Origin of the sequence: Sphingomonas sp. PR090111-T3T-6A (assembly GCF_000383095.1) — a bacterium.
Classification (GTDB): domain Bacteria; phylum Pseudomonadota; class Alphaproteobacteria; order Sphingomonadales; family Sphingomonadaceae; genus Solisphingomonas.
This window is the reverse complement of sequence record NZ_AORL01000021.1, coordinates 891,966-908,002: the sequence shown is the minus strand read 5'-3', so window position 1 is coordinate 908,002 and position 16,037 is coordinate 891,966. Positions and strand designations below refer to the sequence as shown.

The 16,037-nt window shown below is 65.2% G+C and carries 15 protein-coding genes; 7 read left to right on the top strand and 8 right to left on the bottom strand.

The window, feature by feature from the left end; translation table 11 throughout:
* The first annotated feature begins 82 nt into the window (after positions 1–82).
* Together pdhA and ST3T6A_RS0114355 are read left to right on the top strand one after the other, a co-directional pair.
* Positions 83–1,150, top strand: coding sequence for a pyruvate dehydrogenase (acetyl-transferring) E1 component subunit alpha (gene pdhA / locus ST3T6A_RS0114360; RefSeq protein WP_019833637.1), 1,068 nt, complete (start codon positions 83–85; stop codon positions 1,148–1,150).
* Between the two features lies 1 nt (position 1,151).
* Complete coding sequence (locus tag ST3T6A_RS0114355; RefSeq protein WP_019833636.1) at positions 1,152–2,549, top strand: pyruvate dehydrogenase complex E1 component subunit beta; 1,398 nt, start codon at positions 1,152–1,154, stop codon at positions 2,547–2,549.
* A gap of 55 nt (positions 2,550–2,604) precedes the next feature.
* On the opposite strand, the gene ST3T6A_RS0114350 is transcribed toward ST3T6A_RS0114355, so the two are convergent.
* The 3 genes from ST3T6A_RS0114350 to ST3T6A_RS21215 are packed head-to-tail and all read right to left on the bottom strand — an operon-like array spanning position 2,605 to position 5,724.
* Positions 2,605–3,267 (bottom strand): TadE/TadG family type IV pilus assembly protein, encoded by a 663-nt coding sequence (locus tag ST3T6A_RS0114350; protein WP_026359737.1) that lies wholly within the window; start codon positions 3,265–3,267, stop codon positions 2,605–2,607.
* A 10-nt stretch (positions 3,268–3,277) separates the two neighbouring features.
* Positions 3,278–3,916 (bottom strand): TadE/TadG family type IV pilus assembly protein, encoded by a 639-nt coding sequence (locus tag ST3T6A_RS20270; RefSeq protein WP_019833634.1) that lies wholly within the window; start codon positions 3,914–3,916, stop codon positions 3,278–3,280.
* Positions 3,913–5,724: a TadE/TadG family type IV pilus assembly protein gene (locus tag ST3T6A_RS21215; protein ID WP_162140541.1), complete on the bottom strand. Its 1,812-nt coding sequence runs from the start codon at positions 5,722–5,724 to the stop codon at positions 3,913–3,915. Before ST3T6A_RS21215 ends, ST3T6A_RS20270 begins: the two co-directional genes overlap by 4 nt.
* 115 nt (positions 5,725–5,839) lie before the next feature.
* Here ST3T6A_RS21215 and ST3T6A_RS0114340 point away from each other — a divergent pair, with 115 nt between their 5' ends.
* The gene (locus ST3T6A_RS0114340; protein ID WP_019833633.1) at positions 5,840–6,514 is read left to right on the top strand and encodes a squalene/phytoene synthase family protein; all 675 of its coding nucleotides are present in this window, start codon (positions 5,840–5,842) and stop codon (positions 6,512–6,514) included.
* A 96-nt stretch (positions 6,515–6,610) separates the two neighbouring features.
* Positions 6,611–7,111 carry an EF-hand domain-containing protein gene (locus tag ST3T6A_RS0114335; protein ID WP_026359736.1) on the top strand — a complete coding sequence of 167 codons (501 nt, stop codon included), beginning with the start codon at positions 6,611–6,613 and terminating at the stop codon, positions 7,109–7,111.
* A 46-nt stretch (positions 7,112–7,157) separates the two neighbouring features.
* On the opposite strand, the gene trmFO is transcribed toward ST3T6A_RS0114335, so the two are convergent.
* A complete protein-coding gene (gene trmFO / locus ST3T6A_RS0114330; protein ID WP_037538778.1) occupies positions 7,158–8,483 on the bottom strand; it encodes a methylenetetrahydrofolate--tRNA-(uracil(54)-C(5))-methyltransferase (FADH(2)-oxidizing) TrmFO in 1,326 nt (441 codons plus the stop codon).
* 92 nt (positions 8,484–8,575) lie between these two features.
* On the opposite strand from trmFO, the gene ST3T6A_RS0114325 reads away from it, so the two are divergent.
* Both ST3T6A_RS0114325 and ST3T6A_RS0114320 read left to right on the top strand, forming a co-directional pair.
* A complete protein-coding gene (locus ST3T6A_RS0114325; protein ID WP_019833630.1) occupies positions 8,576–9,133 on the top strand; it encodes a DUF308 domain-containing protein in 558 nt (185 codons plus the stop codon).
* Positions 9,130–9,564, top strand: coding sequence for a DUF488 domain-containing protein (locus ST3T6A_RS0114320; protein ID WP_019833629.1), 435 nt, complete (start codon positions 9,130–9,132; stop codon positions 9,562–9,564). Before ST3T6A_RS0114325 ends, ST3T6A_RS0114320 begins: the two co-directional genes overlap by 4 nt.
* Before the next feature lie 40 nt (positions 9,565–9,604).
* Here ST3T6A_RS0114320 and ST3T6A_RS22160 read toward each other — a convergent pair whose 3' ends face one another.
* From ST3T6A_RS22160 to yaaA, 3 genes are all read right to left on the bottom strand, one after another.
* Positions 9,605–10,021, bottom strand: a complete 417-nt coding sequence (locus ST3T6A_RS22160; RefSeq protein WP_019833628.1) for a hypothetical protein — start codon at positions 10,019–10,021, stop codon at positions 9,605–9,607.
* A gap of 272 nt (positions 10,022–10,293) precedes the next feature.
* Positions 10,294–13,047: a DNA gyrase subunit A gene (gene gyrA, locus ST3T6A_RS0114310; RefSeq protein WP_019833627.1), complete on the bottom strand. Its 2,754-nt coding sequence runs from the start codon at positions 13,045–13,047 to the stop codon at positions 10,294–10,296.
* A 188-nt stretch (positions 13,048–13,235) separates the two neighbouring features.
* Entirely contained in the window at positions 13,236–13,991 is a 756-nt protein-coding gene (gene yaaA, locus ST3T6A_RS0114305) for a peroxide stress protein YaaA (protein ID WP_019833626.1), read from the bottom strand.
* Between the two features lie 195 nt (positions 13,992–14,186).
* On the opposite strand from yaaA, the gene ST3T6A_RS0114300 reads away from it, so the two are divergent.
* Entirely contained in the window at positions 14,187–15,461 is a 1,275-nt protein-coding gene (locus tag ST3T6A_RS0114300; RefSeq protein WP_019833625.1) for a hypothetical protein, read from the top strand.
* 56 nt (positions 15,462–15,517) lie between these two features.
* On the opposite strand, the gene ST3T6A_RS0114295 is transcribed toward ST3T6A_RS0114300, so the two are convergent.
* Entirely contained in the window at positions 15,518–16,006 is a 489-nt protein-coding gene (locus ST3T6A_RS0114295; protein ID WP_026359735.1) for an Lrp/AsnC family transcriptional regulator, read from the bottom strand.
* Between the last annotated feature and the right edge of the window lie 31 nt (positions 16,007–16,037).

Here is a 16,037-nt window from a genome sequence, read left to right as displayed (position 1 = left end):
AACCGCATGGCTTGCCGTTGCGGAATCGGCATTCGGGCGCCTATATCGCCCCCACCACAACGCCAACCGAAGGGCCTGACTCTTGGCGAGACCGCAAACGAAGAGCGCCGGGGCGACCTCGCCCAAGGCCGATCCCGTTCCCACCTCCAACCGCGAGCGCCCGGCCGAGCCGAAGCGCTATGAGGCGTCGAAGGAGGAGCTGCTCGAATTCTACCGTCAGATGACGCTGATCCGCCGCTTCGAGGAGCGGGCCGGCCAGCTTTACGGTCTCGGCCTGATCGGCGGCTTCTGCCATCTCTACATCGGCCAGGAGGCCGTCGCCGTCGGCTTGCAGTCCGCGCTCGATAACGAGAAGGACAGCGTTATCACGGGCTATCGCGACCATGGCCACATGCTGGCCTATGGCATCGATCCCAAGGTCATCATGGCCGAGCTGACGGGACGCCAGGCGGGTATCTCGAAGGGCAAGGGCGGCTCGATGCACATGTTCTCCGTGGAGCATAAGTTCTACGGCGGCCACGGCATCGTCGGCGCGCAGGTCAGCCTCGGCGCTGGCCTCGCGTTCAAGCACAAGTACAGCAACGACGGCGGCGTCTGCCTCGCTTATTTCGGCGACGGCGCGGCCAACCAGGGTCAGGTCTATGAGAGCCTGAACATGGCCGAGCTGTGGAAGCTCCCGATCATCTTCGTGATCGAGAACAACGGCTACGCCATGGGCACCGCGGTCAACCGCGCGGCTTCCGAGGATCAGCTCTATCGCCGCGGCGAGAGCTTCCGCGTGCCGGGCATGCAGGTCGACGGCATGGACGTGCTCGCCGTGCGCGGCGCGATCGAGGAAGCCCTGAAGTGGGTCCGCGCCGGCAAGGGCCCCATCGTGATGGAGCTCAAGACCTATCGCTATCGCGGCCATTCGATGTCCGACCCCGCCAAGTACCGTACCCGCGAGGAGGTGCAGGCGATGAAGGACACGTCCGACTGCATCGATCACGCCGTGCGCGAGCTGGAGGCCATGGGCGTCACCGCCGAGGAGCTGAAGGCGATCGACAAGGACATCCGCCAGAAGGTCGCCGAGGCGGCCGATTTCGCAGAGCAGTCGCCGGAGCCCGATCCGGCCGAGCTTTACACCGACGTGCTGGTGGGAACCTACTGAGATGGCGATCGAACTGAAGATGCCCGCGCTCTCCCCGACGATGGAAGAGGGCACGCTGGCCAAGTGGCTGGTGAAGGAAGGCGATGAGGTCCGTTCCGGTGACATCCTCGCCGAGATCGAGACCGACAAGGCCACGATGGAGTTCGAGGCCGTCGACGAGGGCACGATCGCCAAGATCCTGGTCCCCGAGGGCACGGACAATGTGAAGGTGGGCGTCGCGATCGCGCTGCTCGCCGGCGAGGGCGAGGATGCGTCCTCCGCCGCCGCTGCCGCTCCGGCTCCCAAGGCTGAGCCGGTCGCCGACACCGCCACGCCGCACCAGATGGAGACCGCCGCGCGCGAGCTCGTCGCCGACGTCGCCAAGGCCGAGAAGGCCGGTGTCGATGCTCGCGACCCGGAAATCCCGGCCGGCACCGAGATGGTCAAGATGACCGTCCGCGAAGCGCTCCGCGACGCCATGGCCGAGGAAATGCGCGCGGACGACCGCGTGTTCGTGATGGGCGAGGAAGTCGCGCAGTATCAGGGCGCCTACAAGGTGACCCAGGGCCTGCTCGACGAGTTCGGCGATCGCCGCGTGATCGATACGCCGATCACCGAGTACGGCTTCGCCGGCGTCGGCACCGGCGCGGCGATGGCGGGTCTGCGCCCGATCGTCGAGTTCATGACGTTCAACTTCGCCATGCAGGCGATCGACCACATCATCAACTCGGCCGCCAAGACCAACTATATGTCCGGCGGCCAGATGCGCGCGCCGATCGTGTTCCGTGGCCCGAACGGCGCGGCCGCCCGCGTGGGCGCGCAGCACTCGCAGAACTATGGCCCGTGGTATGCCGCGGTGCCGGGCCTGATCGTGATCGCGCCCTACAGCGCGGCGGACGCCAAGGGCCTGCTCAAGGCTGCGATCCGCAGCGAGGACCCGGTCGTGTTCCTCGAGAATGAGCTGCTCTACGGGCAGAGCTTCGAGGTGCCGAAGCTCGACGATTTCGTCCTGCCGATCGGCAAGGCGCGCGTCGCCCGCGAGGGCAAGGACGTGACGCTGGTCAGCTACTCGATCGGCGTGGGCGTCGCGCTCGAAGCGGCGGTGAAGCTCGCGGAAGAGGGCATCGACGCCGAGGTGATCGACCTGCGCACCCTGCGCCCGCTCGACACCGAGACGGTGCTGAAGTCGCTCGCCAAGACCAACCGCCTGGTGGTGGTGGAAGAAGGCTGGCCGACCTGCTCGATCGCGTCGGAAATCGCCGCCGTGGTGATGGAGAAGGGCTTCGACGATCTCGACGCCCCGGTGCTGCGCGTCACCAACGTCGACGTGCCGCTGCCCTACGCCGCGAACCTCGAGAAGCTCGCGCTGATCAAGGTGGACGACGTGATCGCGGCCGCGAAGAAGGTTTGCTATCGCTGACCTTCGGCGGGCAAAGCCGAATGGGAAGGGCGCCGCAGCGATGCGGCGCCCTTTTTCATGGGCAACTGGAGGCGGTGGCGCCTTCGGCGTTGTAGATCTGGCTGAGGTCGCGCTGATCGCGCACGGCCATCGAGGCGACCTCGTCGAAGGTCCTGGTCGGCATCAGCGAGAATTTCGAGCTGAACAGCGGCTGATAGACATAATAGACCTCGACGAACATCGTCGCGTTGCCGCTTTGCGCCGTCACCTGCTGACCGGCAGGGCCGATGCCGGCGAGATTATTGTCGCCGCTCTTGCCGTAGAGTGATGCGTGGCTCGTCTGCGATCCGTAGCAGCGTTGCCAGACGATCTTGTATTTCGTCTGGGTCGCCGTGGAGTGCGCCGTATCGATTTCGAGATCGGACAGGACGATCCGCGCATTGGCCTGCGCGTTCAACCCCCCGGCCTGAAGCTGGGCACCGGTGAACACGTCGTTGATGTCCGTCTCGCTGATCGTCTTGGGGCCGGCGACCGTGCCTTCGCCCATGCGCGAGGCATTGTCGGCCACCTGAAGCGCGAGCTGGCTGACGCGCATCTTGGCCGTCGTGTAGTTGACGAATTCCGCGCCGGTCATTCCCAGGAACAGGACGACCGGCAGGGCAAAGGCAAGCTCCGTCATCGCCACCGCACTGGCATCCCGTGCCAGGCGACGGGCGAAGGAAGGGAGGAGTCGGGTCATCCGGCGCACCTCAGGAGCAGTTCAGGATTTTGGTGCCGACTAGGTTTTGGTCGGCATAAGGCTGGTTCTCGAGCACGGTGGTGGCCTTGAGGGTGACGGTGCTCGAAAGTCCGATCATCTTCGCGAGGGGGAAGAGGCGCGGATAGGTGACGGTCACCGTATAGATGGTCCTGTCCTTGGCGCCGCCGCTGCCGGTGTTCGCGCCATTGGAGTCCCAACTGCCGTTGCTGTTGAGATCGGTATAGGGCTCGCCATTGTCGCAGGTGCCGTCATGATCGGTGTCGGTCCACGGCTCGGCCTTCTGCGCGGCGGCGTCGGCATAGGTGTGGAAGGATTGCCGCGTCGGTGTCGGCACGTTCGCGGAGGGCAGCAGCCGGTGGACCTGTGCCGTCACCGCCGCATCCAGCGTTGCCTGACCGGTCGGCGTGCTATAGTCCTGCAACGTGGAGTCACGCGCGGCTTTCTGCACGACACCTTGCAGCGTCGACACCATGTAGAGATTGAACAGCGCGTCGAACAACCCGAAGAGCAGCAGGAAGAGCACCGGCGCGGCGAGCGCGAACTCGATCGCTGTTACGCCTGCGTCGGAGCGCCACGACCATGCGGCGGCCTTTGCGGGGCGACGCTTGTATACGGTGCCGAGGCTCATTTGGTGAGCCTCAGCTGCGTGATCTGCGCGGCGATGAGTTTGAACGCATTGTTGAGGCTGTCCTTGTCTGTAGCATCAAAATAATGATTGGCATCCGTTGCGCAGGATGTCAGTCGATTCTTGGTATCTGTTGAAATTCCGACGCCGCCAAATGAAATGACCCAAAGTGTGGTTCCGGGCTCGTTCTTAACTGCGGTGCATAGAGCGGCGAGTCTGGAATTAACCTGATCATCGAGCGCTTGATATTCTTTTGAGCACTTTGATGCCGATCCGACATCAGAGGTTGTGCGCCGATCATACCAAGAGACGCCATAAGCGGTATAATCGCAAGGATATGCTTGGGCGTCACCGTCGGTCATGAATATCATGTGGCGCTGTATTTCTCCGCCGTTGTTCGCTTTTTCGTTGTCATTCTTAAATATTCCCTTGGGAGACAGAAGCCTTCCACCCCATATCATGCCGATGTCATGATATGTGTTTCCTCCTGGGCTGAGACTATCTACGTAACTCTGGAAGTCCGCTGCGCTCCATGAGGCAAGTTTTTTGGCTTTGGTTGGGCAGGACGCGGACGATGCCGCATTAGGCTCGTTGCTGGTTGTATATACATCATTAAGGGTCGGATTGGAGCTGCTATCCTCGCGCAGATAGACGGCTTGGGGCAAAGATGGAGCCCACAGTGATTTACTGTCGCTCTGACTGGGAATCAAGTCTATATTCAGATCATAAGCGCTAGAAGGGATTGGTGAATAGGAACTCTGGGAAACGGTTTTTGCCTCTTCTAGGCATCCATTCCATGAAATGGTTGCATTGCTATAATTATTACCGATGGGAAGCGTAAAACTACCATTGAGAGTGGATGGACCCTTCAAATCTGTGAGCGGGATTGTGCGTTTATGATACCACCACTGAGCGGTGCTCTTGTAAACCTTGCAATTGCTGCCGGTCCCTTGAGTTGTATAGTGTGTGGAATTTGTATTGGATGGGACGTTGTTGCAGCTTCCGGATGTTTGAGTCGGGGTCGTCCAGCTTATTTCGCGGGATTGATAGTCCCAGCTGTCCGCGAAATAGCTATTCGGTAAACTTAGGTCGCTAATATTGACATTAGTGTTATACGGAACAAAGCCGAATCTTATTTGCGAATTGCTGACACCTTGATTTGATGGAGATGTTTCGCAATTGGCGTTTGATATGATGTATTGTGCAACAGATTCGTAAAAGCATTTTACTGCGTTTTTTAGAATTGCAATTTTGCAGCCAGATCCACTGTGGCAATTTGTTCCGTCGGGGGCAGAGTCCATTGATCCAGTGATATCGAGAACGAACATGACATCGGTATTCGGAATTTGCATCTGCGCGTCGCAGGTGACGGCCATCGTTTGATCGGCGATCCTGAAGAACTTCATCATCGTCATCGGTACGACAACCGAAGCGGTGCCTTGCACGTCACCGCTGCTCTCACTGAAGGAATAAGCGAGGCTGTTCGTCCCGTATGCGCCGTTCTTGAAATTACCGCTGAAAAACTGCGTAGCAACGGTGTTGGGGGTGGGCGCGGTCGTCTGATTCCACACGCCACCGCCCATCTGCTTGCGGCCGGCGAGTGCGCCCGCGTCGCAGGCCTGTTGCAGGCGCGACTTCACCAGATACATGCGGCTGATGTCGATGCCGCTGCCGACCAGCGCGATCAGCGGGATCATGGCGGCGGCGACGAGCGCGAGCGTGTTCCCTCGCGCGTCCTTCCGCAGACGGCTCAGGAAACCGGTCAGCTTTCGTGCCTGTCTGAGCTTTTCGTTTGCCATTCCGTCGTCCACCGCGCATGTGCCCCAACCCATTGGGCCGCTTTCCATCAGGTGGGCTCAAGGTGCGGTTCATTGGTATGGTTAACGACCTGTTTGCTATTGAGTGGCGACTTGGTCAGGAGGCGGCATGACGATGCATTCCGACATCACGCATCCTGAGCGGCAACTGGCCATTCATCATGCGCCACGCTTGGCGCAGGAAAGTCTCGCCACGCTTTTCGCCATCGACGAGCGTCTGGGGGGCATTGTCGCCCGGACGCGGGAGACGACGATCGGGTTGATGCGCCTCGTCTGGTGGCGCGATGCGCTGGCGGCGCTCGATTCCGCTCCGCCGCCTGCCGAGCCGTTGCTTGCAGCCGCCGCGGCGCTGCGGCCAGACCGGATCTCGGGGGCCGAACTCTCGACGATGGTGGAAGGCTGGGAGGCGTTGCTCGACGATCCCGCGCTGGACGCGGAGACGTTGGAGATTCACGCGCGCGCGCGGGGCGCGCGCCTGTTCACATTGGCCGGACGCGTATTGGGTGTCGAGGCGCTGCGCCTGAGCGATGCCGGCGAGGGCTGGGCGCTAGTCGATCTGGCGCGGCATTTGTCCGATGCAGGGCAGGGCGATCGTATCCTCGAGGCGGCACGGGCTCCGCTGGAGCGGGCGGCAGCGGGCGGCTGGCCGCGGCGCCTGCGTTCGCTAGGGATGCTGACCGTTCTTGCGCAGGGCGACGTGAAGCGGGGCGCCGATGCGCTGCGGCCAATCGGATGTCGGGCGCGGATGCTGCGGGTGTTCGCGCATCAGCTCACCGGACACTGACGAGTCTGGTGCTATCTCCCGCATGAGCCCCGGTTCCGCGCGGCCCGGTTTCGGCCTAGCCTTCGCCTGACAGGACCGGAACGTCGGGAGTGGGCGATGGGGCGGTATTTGGCGGGCGTGGCGTCTGCGTTGTTGTTGGTGACGGCGGGGTTCTTTCTCTGGAGCGGGCTGGCGCGGCGCGAGGGGGGCGTGTCGATGCCGCCCGCCGCGGTGGCGGCGCTGGTGCCGTCGGCGGCTGCGGAGCCGGGGGCTACCGTTGCAGAGCCGCCCGAAGCCAGCGAGAAGACTCGCGAGCAGAAGCGCTTCGATCGCTATGACCGCAATCGCGACGGCAAGGTCGACCGCGACGAATATCTGCTGAGCCGTCACAAGGCCTTCGCCAAGCTCGACATCAACGGCGACGGCAAGCTGTCGTTCGAGGAATATTCGGCGAAGGCGATCGGCAAGTTCGACAAGGCCGATGCGGATCACTCCGGCACCCTCGATGCGGCCGAGTTCGCTACCACGCGCGTGCAGCGTAAGCCCCGGCCGAAATGCCCTCCCGTGCAGCAGGCGGTCCGTCCGGCTCCCGATGGGGATGGCGGCGAGGAAGGATGACGCTCTGTCCGGCGGAGCGCGCAGCCCCGCCGGTTGGCGCGAGAGGTCAGGCCGTTTGCGGCGCGATCCCGGCCTGCCATTCGGCCATCGCCTCGCGGGCGCGGCTGGTCATGGCGAGCTTGCGATCGGCCTTGCGCGGCAGGTTCTCGAGCGGCGGGAAGAGGCCGAAATTGACGTTCATCGGCTGATAGGTGTCGGCCTCGCCGCCGCCGGTGATGTGGCCGATCAGTGCGCCGAGCGCCGTCGTCGCGGGCGGGGTGGGGAGCGTGCGTCCCGCCAGTTCGGCGGCGGCGAAGCGGCCCGCGAGCAGGCCGATCGCGGCCGATTCCACATAGCCTTCGCAGCCCGTGATCTGGCCTGCGAAGCGGACGTTGGGGCGGGACTTCAGCCGCAGCGTCCCGTCGAGCAGGATAGGCGAGCGGATGAAGGTGTTGCGGTGCAGGCCGCCCAGCCGCGCGAACTCGGCATTCTGGAGGCCGGGGATCATGCGGAAGATGCGCACCTGCTCGGCATATTTGAGCTTGGTCTGGAAGCCGACGATGTTCCAGAGCGTGCCCAGAGCATTGTCCTGCCGAAGCTGGACGACCGCATAGGGCCAGCGCCCGGTGCGCGGATCGTCGAGGCCGACAGGCTTCATCGGCCCGTGGCGCAGCGTATCGACGCCGCGCGACGCCATCACCTCGATCGGCATGCAGCCATCGAAATAGGGCGTGTTCTTCTCCCACTCCTTGAACTCGGTCTTCTCGCCGTCGTTCAGCGCCTCGATGAAGGCGAGGTATTCGTCCTTGTTCATCGGGCAGTTGATGTAATCCTTGCCGTCGCCCTTGTTCCAGCGGGACTGGAACCAGCAGACGTCCATGTCGATGCTCTCGCGATGGACGATGGGGGCGATGGCATCGAAGAAAGCGAGCTGGTCCTGCCCCGTCTCCGCCTGGATCGCGCCTGCGAGACTGGCGGCGGTGAGCGGGCCGGTGGCGATGATGGCGGGGCCTTCGGGCAGCGTGTCGACGCGCTCGCGGACCAGCTCGATGTTCGGATGGTTCTCGATCGCGGCGGTGACGCCGGCGGAGAAGCCGTCGCGGTCCATGGCCAGCGCCGAGCCTGCGGGGACGCGGTGGGCATCGCCTTCGCGCAGGATCAGCGAGCCGAGTGCGCGCATCTCGGCGTGGAGCAGGCCGACGGCATTCTTCTCCGCATCGTCCGAACGGAAGCTGTTGGAGCAGACCAGCTCGGCGAGACTGTCGGTGTGATGCGCGGGCGTGCCTTCGACGCCGCGCATTTCGGAAAGGCGGACCTTGAAGCCGGCTTCGGCCAGCTGCCATGCGGCTTCGGAACCGGCGAGACCGCCGCCGATGATGTGAATGTCGTGCATGGCCGGCCCCATAGCGCAGCCGGGCCCCGGAAGGAACCGGTGCGGCGGGGCGTCGTTCGATCGATGGGGCGGCGGGTCGGAAGGAGATCGGCATGGCGACGGCGGCATATCGGGACGGGCAGCCCAACCCGGACGGCTGGCGCTGGATCATGGCATGCGGCGCGCTGCTCGTCGTGGCGGGCTTGCTGGTGCTGGCGGCGCCGGGCTTCACCACGGTGGGGATCGCGGTGCTGCTCGGCTGGGTGCTGCTCATCGCCGGGATCGCCGGCATCGTGATGGGTATCCGGAACCATAGCCTGCATCGGCGCTGGGCCGATCTGCTCCATGGCGGCGCCTCCGCATTGATCGGCCTGTTGCTGCTGCTGTTCCCGGTGGCGGGTGCGGCGACGCTGGCTCTGGCGGTGGCGCTGTGGCTGGCCTTCCGGGGAGCGGTGGAGATCGGCGGCGCGCGTGTCGCGGGGCCGGGGCCGGTGCGGGGCATGCTATTGCTCGTCGGCCTGGTGGACTGGTTGCTGGCCTTCCTGCTGATCGCCAACTTCCCGTTTCCGGCGGTGCAGATGCTGGGTATCTTCGTGGGTCTCAGCCTGTTGCTGGGCGGCGGCGCGACGCTGCTGGCGGCGTGGCAACTCCGTCGACAGGGGGTGGCATGAGGCTCTTCACCATCGGCTATGAAGGCGTGACCCAGGACGAGTTCGTGGACACCCTCAAGAAAGCGGGCGTCGAGCGCGTGATCGATGTGCGTGCGCTGCCGCTGTCACGCCGGCCGGGCTTCTCCAAGACGCCGCTCCGCTCTGCGTTGAGGGAGGAAGGCATCGACTATGTGCATCTGAAGGCGCTGGGAACGCCGCCGGAAGGGCGGGCGGCGGTGCGCTCCGGCCATTATGCGGAGATGGAGACCATCTATCGCCGCCAGCTCGACCTGCCCGAGGCGGTGGTGGCGGCCGAAGAGATGCGCGCACTGGCGGAGGAGAAGCCCTCCGCGCTGCTCTGTTTCGAGCGTGAGCCCGCGCATTGCCACCGGCAATTGCTCATCACGTTGAAGATGCCCGATGCGAAGGTGACGCACCTGTTTGCCGGTTGACAAAAAGGGGAGCCACCGATCGGCGGCCCCCGATGCCGGATTAATGCTGTACCGCCGCGACGGCAGGCGAGACCTGCGTCTTCGCAGCCGTGCTGCGGTGATGGCGCTTGTGCTTGGTGCGCTTGTGCTGGAGCTGCGTCACCCGGTGCTGGAGATACTGCACCTTGCCTTCGAGCGCCTCGACGCGCGCGTTGGTGGCCTGCGTGGCAGTGGTGCTTGCCTGGATCGCCGTGGTGGCGCTGTCGGCGGTCGTCTGCGCGCGCTGGGCCGCGGCACCCGCGGCGTCGGCGCTGCTTTGCGCACTCTTGGCGGCGGTATCGACGGCGTCGGCGTGCTGGTTGGCCTGATCGGCACTGGCCTGCGCGCGCTTGACGGAGCCCGTCGTGGCACAGCCACTCAGGGCCAAGGCACCGACCATGAGGCCAGCCAAGGTCACCTGGCGTGCTGATTTGAGCATCGAGTTTCTCCTAATTCTTTGATTATACGCCAAATATATCTCTCCGCGAACGCGTTTCCTCCCATCATCGGACCTTGCCACCGGGAGAAACGGCGGATTGTTACGGCGCGAGAGAATATGGTTAACACGTTCCGGGATGCGCGGTTCCGCGATCAGGCACGGAAATTATGGCGATGGGCTTCCGGGTGCGCGAAGCGGGCGCGAAACGAAGGGGATATGCGTTGGAGTGAGCCCGCGTGCCGCCTGAAACGGGCGGCACGCGGGGCTGGAGATCAGGCTTCGGAGCCGTCCGCCAGATCCTCGGCGGTGTCGCCGCCGGTCTGCGGATTGATCTCGGGAGCGTCGCCGAGATCGGCTTCCGCCTCGTCCTCGCTCTCCTCGATGCGGGCAGCCGAGACGACATGCTCGTCGTCCGCCACGCGGAAGATGGTGACGCCCTGCGTGTTGCGGCCCGCCACGCGGATGTCGCCGACGGTGGTGCGGATCAGCTTCGCCTGATCGGTGACGAGCATGAGCTGCTCGCCATTATGCGCCGGGAAGCTCGACACCACCGGGCCGTTGCGATCGGAGGTCACGATGTTCGTGATGCCCTGACCACCCCGGCCGGTCTGGCGATATTCATAGGCCGAGGTGCGCTTGCCATAGCCGTTGGCGGTGACGGTGAGGATGAACTCCTCCGCCGCCTCGAACTCGGCCATGCGCTCGGGGCTGAGGGTCACCTCGCGGTCGCCTTCCTTCCAGGGGGCGGCCTTGAGATAATCCTCGCGCTCCTGTGGGCTGGCCTCGAACCCGCCGAGGATTGAGAGCGAGATCACCTTGTCGTCGCCCAGCAGGTTGATGCCGCGCACGCCGGTCGACTGGCGGCTCTGGAACTCGCGCACGTCGGTGGCGGCGAAGCGGATCGCCTTGCCGTTGCGGGTGGCGAGCAGCACGTCGTCCGTCTCGGTCAAGAGCGCCACGCCGATCAGATGATCGGTCGCGTCCTCGTCGAAGCGCATCGCGAACTTGCCGTTGGTCGGCACGTTCGTGAACGCCTCCATCGAGTTGCGGCGGACCGAGCCATGCGCCGTCGCGAACAGGATGTGGAGCTTGCCCCACTCCGCCTCGTCCTCGGGCAGCGGGAGGACGGTGGAGATGGTCTCGCCCCCGGCCAGCGGGAGCAGGTTCACCATCGGACGACCGCGCGCCTGCGGAGCGCCTTCCGGCAGCTTCCACACCTTCATGCGATAGACCTTGCCGGCGGTCGAGAAGAACAGCACCGGCGTGTGCGTGGAGGTCACGAACAGCTTGGTGACGGCGTCCTCGTCCTTGGTCGCCATGCCCGAGCGGCCCTTGCCGCCGCGCTTCTGCGCGCGGAAGGCTTCGAGCGGGGTGCGCTTGATGTAGCCGCCGTGCGTGACGGTGACGACCATGTCCTCGCGCTCGATGAGGTCTTCATCATCGATGTCGTCGCCGGCGGGGACGAGCTGGCTGCGGCGCGGCGTCGCGAAGTCGGACGAGACCTTGTCCAGCTCCTCGACCAGCACCTCGTAGAGACGCGCGCGGTTGCCGAGGATTTCCAGCAGCTCGGCGATCGAGCCGGCCAGTTCCTTGAGCTCGTCGCCGATCTCGTCGCGGCCGAGCGCCGTCAGGCGGTGCAGACGCAGATCGAGGATCGCGCGGACTTGGATTTCCGAGAGCGTATAGGTGTCGCCGGTCGCTTCCTTCTCCACCGCCTCGACGAGGCGGAGATAGGGGGCGATTTCCGCCACCGGCCATTCGCGGGCGAGCAGGGCCGCGCGGGCGTCGGCCGGGGAGGCGGACCCACGGATGATCTTCACCACCTCGTCGAGGTTCGTCACCGCGACCACGAGGCCGAGCAAGATATGCGCGCGCTCGCGGGCCTTGAGCAGCTCGTACTTGGAGCGGCGGGTGATGACCTCTTCGCGGAACTGCACGAAGGACGAGATGATGTCCTTGAGGCCGAGGATTTCCGGCCGGCCGCCACGGATGGCGAGCATGTTGGCCGGGAAGCTCGACTGCGCGGGCGTGTGCCGCCAGAGCTGGTTGAGCACCACCTCGGGCGTCGCGTCGCGCTTGAGGTCGAGCACGATGCGCACGCCCTCGCGCGAGCTTTCGTCGCGGATGTCGGAGATGCCCTCGATCCGCTTTTCCTTGGCGGCCTCGGCAATCTTCTCGACCAGACCGGACTTGCCGACCTGATAGGGGATTTCGGTGAGCACGATCGAACGGCGGTCGCCACGGCCTTCCTCGACGTCATGGCGCGAGCGCATGATGATCGAGCCGCGCCCGGTGTTGTACGCGTTGCGCGCGCCGCCTTGCCCCAGGATCAGGCCGCCGGTCGGGAAGTCCGGGCCGGGGACGATCTCCATCAGCTCTTCGGTGGTGACGTGCAGGCCGCCGAGCGCTTCCTTCTCGATGAAGAGCTTACACGCCGCGATGATCTCGCCGAGATTGTGCGGCGGGATGTTGGTCGCCATGCCGACCGCGATGCCGCCGGCGCCGTTGACTAGCAGGTTCGGGAAGCGCGCGGGCAGCACCTGCGGCTCCTGCTCGGAACCGTCATAGTTGGGCTGGAAGTCGACCGTGTCCTTGTCGATGTCCTCCAGCAGCGCGTTGGCCGAGCGGGCGAGGCGCGCTTCGGTGTAACGCATCGCGGCGGGCGGATCGGGGTCCATCGAGCCGAAGTTGCCCTGGCCGTCGACCAGCGGCAGCCGCATCGACCAGTCCTGCGTCATGCGGGCCAGCGCGTCGTAGATCGAGGCGTCGCCGTGCGGGTGATATTTACCCATCACGTCGCCGACGAGGCGGGCCGACTTGCGGTAGGGGCGACCCGCGACGAAGCCGGCTTCCTGCGCGCCGTAGAGGATGCGGCGGTGCACGGGCTTCAGGCCGTCGCGCACGTCGGGCAGCGCGCGGCTGACGATCACCGACATCGCATAGTCGAGATAGCTCGACTTCATCTCGTCGACGATGGAGACGGGGGAAATATCGCTGGGTTCGATGGTCGGCGGGGCGCTGGCCAAGTTGGTCCGTCCGGTCTGTTATGGTTAAGTCACGGCGCCGGATAGGCGTCGATGGACCTTCCTAGACCAGTGACAGCCTCCACGCCACCCCACGCGCGCACGCGTGCGCGCAGGCGGACGGCCGGGCGCACGGAAAAGGCGGCCGGAACGTCTCCCCGGCCGCCTCGCGCTCCCCATGAGGAAGAGGGTCAGCGTCGGGTGAAGCGCCAGCGCTGCTCGTCGGACGCCGCCGGATCATAGGCATAGCCGTCGCTGTCGAAGCCCTTGAGTGCCTCCACGTCGGTCAGCCGATGCTCGCTGATGTAGCGCGCCATCATGCCGCGTGCGCGCTTGGCGGCGAAGCTGTTGAAGCGCAGGCCGGCCGGGCCTTCCTCCATGAACTCGATCGTATAGATATCCACGCCGGTGGGGCGATGCCGCTCCACCGCGCCCCAATATTCCTTGCTGGCGAGGTTCACGATCACGTTGGAACCCTCCGCCCTCAGGTCTTCGGCGAGCAGGTCCGAGATGCGCGGCCCCCAGAAGGAATAGAGATCGCCCGAATGCGGCGCCCAGCGCGTGCCCATCTCCAGCCGGTAGGGACGGATCGCGTCCAGCGGGCGCAGCAGGCCATAGAGCCCGGAGAGGATGCGGACATGGTCCTGCGCGAAATCGATCGCCGCCTCGTCGAGCGTGCGCGCCTCGAAACCGGTATAGACGTCGCCCGCGAAGGCGAAGAGGGCGGGGCGCTCGGGCAGTCCCGCGAAGCCGCGATAGCGCTCGACGTTCAGCTCCGCGAGCGAGGCCGAGATCGACATCAGCTTCGACAGGTCGCGCTCGGTGAGCGTCGCCGCGTCGGCGGCGATCGCCATGGCCTCGGTGGCGAAGCGCGGTTCGGTGGGGACGAGGTCGGGGAGCGGGCGCTTGTAATCAAGCGTCTTTGCAGGGGACAGGAGAGCAAGCATTGCGGCGTGCGCCTAGCAGCCCCGGCCGCCGCGTCAACATTGCTTCGCCGGATGCAACCGGTCGCATTCAATGGGTGTTCAGCCGCAGGTCCGCAGCATTGCTTCTGGTTCCCATGCTTGAATGGCGGCAGGGCTGGGGGTAGCACCACCGCTGGCGGCGCACCTTCACGGTGCCGACAAAGGAGAGATTCCACCATGAAATTCGCATCGACGACAGCCCTGGCGCTGGCTCTCGCGCTTGGCGCGGTGGCCGTGACCCCGGCGGCTGCGAAGAAGGAAGAGAAGGCCGAAGCGGGCAAGGCCAACTACAGCACGGCCTTCCGCCAGGCCGCCCCGGCGGTCCAGAAGGCGCTTGCCGCCGGCGACATCGCGACCGCCAAGGCGGGCCTCCCGGCCGCGCAGGCCGCCGCTTCCACCGACGACGACAAATATGCGGTCGCCGGCATGGCCTATCAGATCGCGATCAAGTCGAACGATCAGGCCGGCGCGGCCTCGGCCGTCGACGCCATGCTCGCGAGCGGCAAGGCCCCGCCGGAGCTTCAGACCCAGCTGCTGACCGCCAAGGCGCAGAACGCGTTCAACAACGGCAAGTTCGCCGATGCCGACGCGGCCTTCACCCAGCTCAACCAGCAGAAGCCGAACGATCCGGAGATCCTGATCTCGCTCGCGGCCGTGAAGTCGCGCGAGGGCCAGAACAGCGCGGCGCTGCCGTATGTCGATCAGGCGATCCAGGCGAAGAAGGCCGCTGGCGGCCCGGTCGACGAGGATTGGTATCGTCGCGCGCTCGCCATCTCCTATGACGCGAAGATGCCGGCGCAGACCGCCAAGTATGGCCTGCAGCTCGCCGACGCCTATCCGCGTGCGGACATCTGGCGCGTCGCGCTCCAGACCTTCCGCGACACCAACCGCCTCGATCCGCAGGCCGATCTCGACACGCTGCGCCTGATGCGCGCCACCAACGCGCTGGCCGGCGAGCGGGACTATTACGAATATGCCAACATGGCGCTCAACAAGGGCTATCCGGGCGAGGCCAAGGCCGTGATCGACGAGGGCACCTCGTCCAACATGGTCGAGAACAAGAGCGTCGCGACCAGCAAGGCGCTGGCCGAGATCAAGGCCGTCGCCGCGCCGAAGATCGCGGCCGACAAGGCCGAGCTTCCGGCTCTCGACAAGAAGGCGCGCGCGGCCGCCGACGGCAAGCAGGCGCTGCTCATCGGCGACGCCTATCTCGGCTACGGCCAGTATCCGCAGGCGGCGGACCTCTACAAGGTCGCGATCCAGAAGGGCGGCGTGGACGCCAATGTCGCGAACCTGCACCTCGGCGAGGCTCTGGCCCATTCCGGCCAGAAGCAGGAAGCGGCCGATGCGCTCGGCAAGGTGACGGGCACCAACCAGACGCTCGCCCAGTATTGGGCGATCTATGCCGCCAAGGGCTCGGCTCCGGCCGCGCCGGCGACGGCGGCTCGCTGACGTGAACGAGCCGGCGCCCGATCCCTCAGCGGACGGGCGCCGGCAACGTCGGAGGCTTATTCCTCGATCTGATCGACCGGCACGCCCGGCTGGTCCTTCGCGGTGCGGATCGTCAGCGAGGTCTTCACGCTGGCGACATGCGGCGCAGTGGTGAGCTTCGAGGTAAGGAAGCTCTGGAAGGACTGAAGATCATGGGCGACGATCTTCAGGATGAAGTCGATCTCGCCGTTCAGCATGTGGCACTCGCGGACCTCGGGCAGCGTCGCGATGTGCGATTCGAAGCCGAGCAGGTCTTCCTCCGCCTGGCTGCGCAGGCTGACGAGCGCGAAGACGGTGATGCCATAGCCGAGCGCCGCGGGGTTCAGCCGGGCGTGATAGCCGTTGATGACGCCGCCTTCCTCCAGCGCGCGCACGCGGCGCAGGCAGGGGGGAGCCGTCAGGCCGGCGCGCCGGGCCAGTTCGACATTGGTGATGCGACCGTCTTCCTGCAACTCCGCGAGAATGGTGCGATCTATCGAATCGAGCAACAACGGCGAGGCAACCACAAATCATCCTTTCTCGGTTATGGCGTCTCTC